The sequence below is a fragment of the Bacteroides sp. 4_1_36 genome (genome assembly GCF_003466325.1).
Classification (GTDB): domain Bacteria; phylum Bacteroidota; class Bacteroidia; order Bacteroidales; family Bacteroidaceae; genus Bacteroides; species Bacteroides uniformis.
Window position 1 is genome coordinate 1 of record NZ_QSOX01000043.1, and the last position, 6,767, is coordinate 6,767.

Consider the following 6,767-nt stretch of genomic DNA (forward strand, 5'->3'; position numbering starts at 1 on the left):
AGTATATTCGTCTCCAGCAATCCTCCCACCCGGTCTGCAACGGAGATTACGCGCCACGGGGTACGGTGTGGGAAGTTGTCTATCTCGACCTTTATCTTCTCCTGCCCCAGTTTTGGCGAGAGCTTTCCAGTCAGCCCACCCTTCTCCTTCATCAGGTACATCCCCGCATAGTCCCGTATGGCCGCTTCGGTTATGGCCACTGCCACCCCGTTGTCGAACTCGAATGTGGCGGGCATCTCTATCAGCCTTTTCCTTGCCACCTTGTCATATCTTACATGACTGTATACCCCTTCGTGTGTATTCACATACCCGGGCAGGTACATGAGCAACGCCATCGGGTTTCCTTGCAAGTTGAACTGTGTCCTTTCATCATACATCACGTATGAATCCCATGCTTTCTGTTCCGGAAATTCATATCTGAATGCTATCCCGTCATCGAATGCTCTTACAATTAGGTTCACTGTTCTCTCCTTCCCATTCCTTTCCACCAGGGGCACTGTCATCTCGTTGCAGTAGTTCCTCGCTCTGCGGACCTTCCCCACTACCAGCTCGTAGGCCTCGTCTATTTTCCTCCTTTGTACCTTTCCCGCCTTGAGCCCTGCCCCGAACTCCCCGCTGTCGAACTCGAATCCCAGCCTTGAGTCCTCCAGCAGCTGCTGTTTCCCGTATTTCACGCTGTAGGCCACTTTCTCAGGTGCTATGTCCAACACAAGCTTCAGCTTCCCGTCGGGAGATGCCACAGAGAACTTCTGCTGGGCTGAAGCGGTACCAAGGCAGAATAGGAGGGCACATATAATAAAAAGTTTTCTCATTTTTATAATAATATATTTAGTTAGAAAATACAAGCGGAATTTACATTTTTCAAATTCCGCTTGAAATATGATAGTATTATTTAGGGTTTTGTACTAAATTAGAATTACGTTGTAGCTGATCAAATGGTATTAGCATGAGATTACGTTTTGTATCATTAGTAGGCTGGTGTTCCCACCAAGTACCTTTTGTGAAATTATTATCAAAACGAATAAGTTGACTTCGACGTAAGCCTTCTAATGCAAATTCTACACCAAGTTCTTGAAGAAAACGACCATATTTTACTGGAACTCCATTACAAATTGTGGTAGCTTCTAATTCTGAACCGGTTAATTCATTGGTTGTATCGAAGTTTCTTCTACGTACTTCATTTACTAATTCGGCAGCTTTTTGTGAGCTACCTCCTGTACGGAGTATACATTCAGCTTTCATCATTAATACTTCGGCATATCTCATAATGACATAATCATTATCAGGAGTACCTGTTGCACCTATTTTGATTTCATATTTGCCAAAACGATACCCTTGATACATGGTAGCATCTCCACTAATATTAGTAACATCTTTGGTATAACTGAGCAGCATTTGTGGGTCTCCGCACCAACCATTTGTCCATAATGGAGTACCATCAAGTGCATATTGTTGTCCCATGCGCCATGTTTTTTCTAAACGCTTATCACCTTCTATATAGTTATCAAAGAAAGTAGGAACTCCGACGCACCCACCATCAAGCCAAGTGGCTTGGAGGTTGAAAGTTTGCATTTGAGAATAGTGTAAAGTTTTGCGTGCCCACATATAAATTTGACCACCTGATTTGGTTTCATCGAATGGAATTACAAACATTGTTTCATTACTCAATTCGTTATTTGTAGAAAATGGGAGTGAATAATCTCCGTCTAGTCTATATTTATTAGTAGCAATAATTTCATTGCATAAATTTTCACATTCATTATACATGGGAGTTCCTATCCATGCTTCAGCATTCAAATATAGACGTGCCAAAAGCATTTTTGCGTTCCATTTATTAAAACGTCCATAGGTGTTTAAGACATCTTCACTTAAGTTATTGATATTATTTTTTAATTCCGACTCAACGAATTCAAAAACTTTAGACCGTGGCTCTGTTGCTGGTAAATAACCATCAGGAACATCAAATCGATCAATAATGGGAACATTACCAAAAGCTTCTAGTAGTAAGTAATAATAAAATGCGCGAGCTACTTTTAATTCTGCAATATAATTTTCTTTACCATTCATTTCTATTGTTGAATTTTCAAATTGGTAAAGAACTCTATTAGCACTTGAGACACCTGAATATAATGCATTCCATATATTGTTTAGATGTGCATCTTCTTCCATCCAAGAATGTTGGTGTAAGCGAATATAAATACCTCCATCATACCATAAGCCATGATTTTTAACTGGAGTAACACAAACATCGGTAGTTTCTTCTAAATCCCACCAGTTTGAATGTTCTGTTAAGGTACGCATACTGGAATATATGGGAACCATGGCTGCCAAGAATTCAGATTCAGTTTTATAAAAGTCTTTTTCAGGGATGCTACTAAAAATTTCTTCATCCAAATTGGTACAAGAACTGAATAAAGAGATAACAGCTAAAAATGCACCAGTAATATATTGTTTTTTGAACATTGCTGTAATTTTTTAAGGTTAAAATAAAAGATTTAAGCCAACAGTGAACTGACGTGTAGTGGGATATAACTCGCCTGCACCAGATCCTTCAACACCAGGAGCAAGTCCTTTAATACTAACTTCTGGATCTAGTCCTTTATAACCAGTCATTGTGAGTAAATTATTGCCTGCTACATATAGACGAAGACGTTGAATGACTTTTTGTTTTTTAAGATTAAATGTATAGCCAACACTTATATTATCCAATTTTACATAATCACCATCTTCTACATAATAACTTTGCATAGCAGGAGCACCTTTTACATATGAATTACTACCAAATGGTTTTTCCAATACTGAGCGAGGTAGATTGCCTTCTCCAATACGTGAGGTTGTTTCCCAATGCATACGTTGGCGGTTCAAGACTTGAAAATTGAATGCACCGCGGAACATAACAGATACGTCGAAACCTTTATAGCTTAATGCTAAATTTAGACTTCCATAAGTTGTTGGAATACCATTACCAATAACTTTTTTGTCGCCATCATCAGCATCAGTCAATAATTTGGGTTGACCATCAGCACCATATACCATCCATAAACCATCAGATGTAAGACTATGAGTCTGGAAACCATGGAAATTACCAACGGGATCACCTTCTCTTACTATGTGAGTATGGGTTTGAATTGGTGAACCGGTAGCTCCTTCATACCAATAATCTTTTTGATAAAGTCCATTTGATAAAGAAATGATTTTATTTTTGTTATAGGAAAATGTTCCTGTAATGTCAAAACGTAAATCGCGTGTTTTAATAGGAGTACCACTTAATAACAATTCGATGCCTTGATTTCTAATTTTTCCAACATTTGCCATCATACTTGATACAATGTAAGGTGGAGTTGGTACTTCATAGGTAGAAAGTAGATCTGAAGTTTCACGGTGATAAATATCAATAGAACCAGAAAGTCTATTTTTTAGGAATGAAAAATCAAGTCCCAAATTTAACTCACTCTTCGTTTCCCATTTTAAATCGGGATTAGGATTTTGGTATGGACCTGCACCTTGTGTCCATTTTCCATTAATATATGCATATCCACCATAATTTAACAAATACATGGATAGTAAATTAGATGTGACTTCATTACCTGTAACGCCATAACCTATGCGAACTTTTAAGTCATCTAACCATTGGATATCTTGCATAAAATTCTCTTTGCTAATGCGCCATCCTGCTGATATAGCAGGAAACCAACCCCATTTATGGTTATCTCCAAAGCGTGATGAACCTTCACGGCGTAAACTGGCCATAAACATATACTTTTCATTGTAATTATAAGTCAATCGACCAAAAAATGAAATTAGTTTATGAGTATTTCTATAACTGGTCATAGCTGCCTTATTATCCTTCATATCATTCATAGAACCAATATTCCAAGGTCCAAACATATCTGTTGGAAAATCTTTTGCCCATTGATATATACCTTTAGCATCATCATCTTGGTAACTATAACCTATCATGGCACCTAGATTGTGTAAACCTAATGATTTGGTATAATCACCTACCAATTCTAAATTCTTTTGCATTGTATTATCAGCCCAATTCCAAACATTACCATAATCTCCGTTTACCACAGTAGTCATATGTTTAAATGTATTGCTTTTATTCTCCATGCGATCAAAACGTTGCATAGCTCCCATCACACTTAGATTAAGACCTTCAATTGGTGATAAAGTTATTTTCCCGCTCATCATTAATTGATTGTATCCTTCTACATCATATTCTTCATTAATCATGGCAACCGGATTATAAGGTTTAAGATTTACTTTATATTCCGTATAATTTCCATTTTCATCATAGATAGGGCGGGTAGGATTTTCTAATAAAGCATTTAAATAGGCTGCATACCATGCACGTTGTTGGGTGACATAACTATCATTGATATTGAATTGAAAGCGTAATTTATTATTGAACATATTATGATTTAGACCTATTTTAGCTGTAATAGATTCACGATCTGTATGACGAATGACACCTTCACGTTTGCGATAATCTATGGAAGCTACGTAATTGGATTCAGCGCTACCACCTTTCAAAGAAAGAAAATGATTGTGGCTGATAGCTGTACGACTAATAGCGTCCACCCAATCAGTGGTAGTTCCCTCATCTTGAATACCTGGAAAATCAGGATCATCTGTTAATCTACGATAATCATTGGCTGTTAACATATCAGCATGTTTTGCAAATGTTTCAAATGAGATAGATCCATTATACTCCATGGAAAGTTTAGTCGCTTTAGCACGATTGGTAGTAATTACAATGACACCATTTGTACCACGAGTACCATAAATAGCAGCTGCAGAACCATCTTTTAGCACATCTATAGATTCTATGTCTTCACTTGAAATAGCTGTTAAACTACCACCTGGAATTCCGTCAATAACGATCAATGGACTAGTATTACCAGATAATGAATTAACACCTCGAATAGTCATTTCGAGTCCTAATACAGGATCACCAGTATAATTTGAAAGTTGAAGACCTGCTACTTTTCCTTGAAGGAGTTGTTCGGGACTTTTTACCATCCCGGCAAGAAAATCGTCTTTTTTTACTGATGTAATAGCACTGGTTACTTCACCTTTTTTCATGGAACCATAACCTACCACTACCACATCATCAAGCTGAAATACATCTTCTTCAAGAATGATGTTTAAAAAAGTAGTTTTATCGTTAGTTGGAATGGTGCGAGTAATGTATCCAATATAACTTACTGTTAATGTACTGCCAGGTCTTAATTTTATCTCAAATATTCCGTCAATATTTGTTGAAACTCCATTACTGGTGCCAGTTTCCAATATTGTAACTCCTGGTAATGTGTTGCCTTTTGCATCTTTTACGACACCTTGGAAGTTTTTGGTTTGTGCAATAGCTAATTGACATATGCATAACATATATAATATTGTCATTAGTCGAATTGTATTGGACAAAGTCCTTTTTTGATAAAAATTTAGCATAGATTCAAAGTGATAAAATGTTTAGATAAATAATTATATATTTCTCAGAGTATTTTAAAAAGGTCGTACAATTTCTAGATCGTCTACTGAAGGTAATGTTGGAAATTTAGCATGTGGTTCAGTTTGATACCAAAATACAACAGAAGAAATGTCTGATTTCTGATCGAGATATCGGCCGTCGTTACGCCATCCAAGATCTTGAATTGTAACTTTTAAATCCTTTTCAAAACGGATTGGATCAAGTATGTGCCAACGATACATGCCAAAACGTTGTTGTGAACGATAAACTCCATCTGGGCGAATAATCTGATGTAATCCTGCATAAGGAGTAGTGAATTCTTCATATTGATGCGTCGTTTTATTTTCAAAGTTGTAAGATCCGCAAAAGTAATCTTCTGTACCAGTACCGCAGATTGTCGGAAATTTCTTATCACCATCCATGAAGAATTTAATTTCACCTTCACCCCACCAACCGTTATTATTCACTTGCCAAGCAATATATGTACCAACGTATTGTCCTTTACCTTTAATACCATCAACCAATACATGGTCAGAATTTATATTAGGATTTGAGCGACGGAATTGTGCATGAAAATAAGCTGCATCCTCAGGAACTTCTGTTAAAGTGTAGTTTATTTGGTAATAAACTCTCATTTCATTATTGGGGTCAATGTTTTCCATTGTAATTTTACATTTTTTGCGGAAAGGCATTTGCCAATAACAATTGAACGCACTACCAGGGTTTACACAAACTGCTAATGAACTTAATGGAGAATATAGTCCCCAACCACTGCAGAAAAAATCACCTATAGGGCACTCTACAGAAGGTTCTTTTTCATCATCCCAATAAAAGCGAATAATTGTTTTTCTCCATTCACCTGTTGGTGTCATCCAAATTTGTTGTATAGAACCAGGGCCTTCGATTTCTGCTAAAGTAAAAGTTTCGTTAGGGCCAATGTTTACATAAGGATTGACTTTCCAGCCTTGCCCTAAAGTTTTAGCTGCATGATGTGCATTAGCTTGATTTATTTTTTCTTTATCTGTAATTGGATCAGCCATACCACCTTTACCTTTCTCACCTGTAAAGTTTTCAGGGCTGATGGAACGTGTCTTGGCATTGGATAAGCGATATAAATTACCCATATTCATGTCAAGTCCATTAAAATTTTGAGCGTAAATGCTTATAGTTGCCATACATAAGGCTGCTAAGATAAAAAATTTGATTTTCATGGTTTAAATAAATTAATTGGTTTATATACTTAGTTAATGGTTTCAGCAAGTTTTGCCAGTTCAAGATATTTCTTGTATAGTTT

At 36.8% G+C, this 6,767-nt stretch carries 4 protein-coding genes; all 4 read right to left on the reverse strand.

Features of this window, described 5'->3' with window-relative positions; all coding sequences use genetic code 11:
- Nucleotides 1-812, reverse strand: an 812-nt coding sequence (locus DXD65_RS20520) for a glycoside hydrolase family 97 N-terminal domain-containing protein (protein WP_199670756.1), incomplete at its 3' end; no start/stop codon positions are given.
- Nucleotides 813-888: 76 nt separating this feature from the next.
- Nucleotides 889-2,463 carry a RagB/SusD family nutrient uptake outer membrane protein gene (locus tag DXD65_RS20525; RefSeq protein ID WP_117887905.1) on the reverse strand — a complete coding sequence of 525 codons (1,575 nt, stop codon included), beginning with the start codon at nucleotides 2,461-2,463 and terminating at the stop codon, nucleotides 889-891.
- An 18-nt stretch (nucleotides 2,464-2,481) separates the two neighbouring features.
- Entirely contained in the window at nucleotides 2,482-5,406 is a 2,925-nt protein-coding gene (locus tag DXD65_RS20530) for a SusC/RagA family TonB-linked outer membrane protein (RefSeq protein WP_229031968.1), read from the reverse strand.
- 102 nt (nucleotides 5,407-5,508) lie between these two features.
- Nucleotides 5,509-6,684: a glycoside hydrolase family 172 protein gene (locus DXD65_RS20535; protein ID WP_005824687.1), complete on the reverse strand. Its 1,176-nt coding sequence runs from the start codon at nucleotides 6,682-6,684 to the stop codon at nucleotides 5,509-5,511.
- Nucleotides 6,685-6,767: the final 83 nt, after the last annotated feature.

What these genes read in the sequence shown, in the direction of transcription:
- DXD65_RS20525 (WP_117887905.1), bottom strand. Translation starts at nt 2,463, where the DNA reads ATGTTCAAAAAACAATATATTACTGGTGCATTTTTAGCTGTTATCTCT.
- DXD65_RS20530 (WP_229031968.1), bottom strand. Translation starts at nt 5,406, where the DNA reads ATGACAATATTATATATGTTATGCATATGTCAATTAGCTATTGCACAA.
- DXD65_RS20535 (WP_005824687.1), bottom strand. Translation starts at nt 6,684, where the DNA reads ATGAAAATCAAATTTTTTATCTTAGCAGCCTTATGTATGGCAACTATA.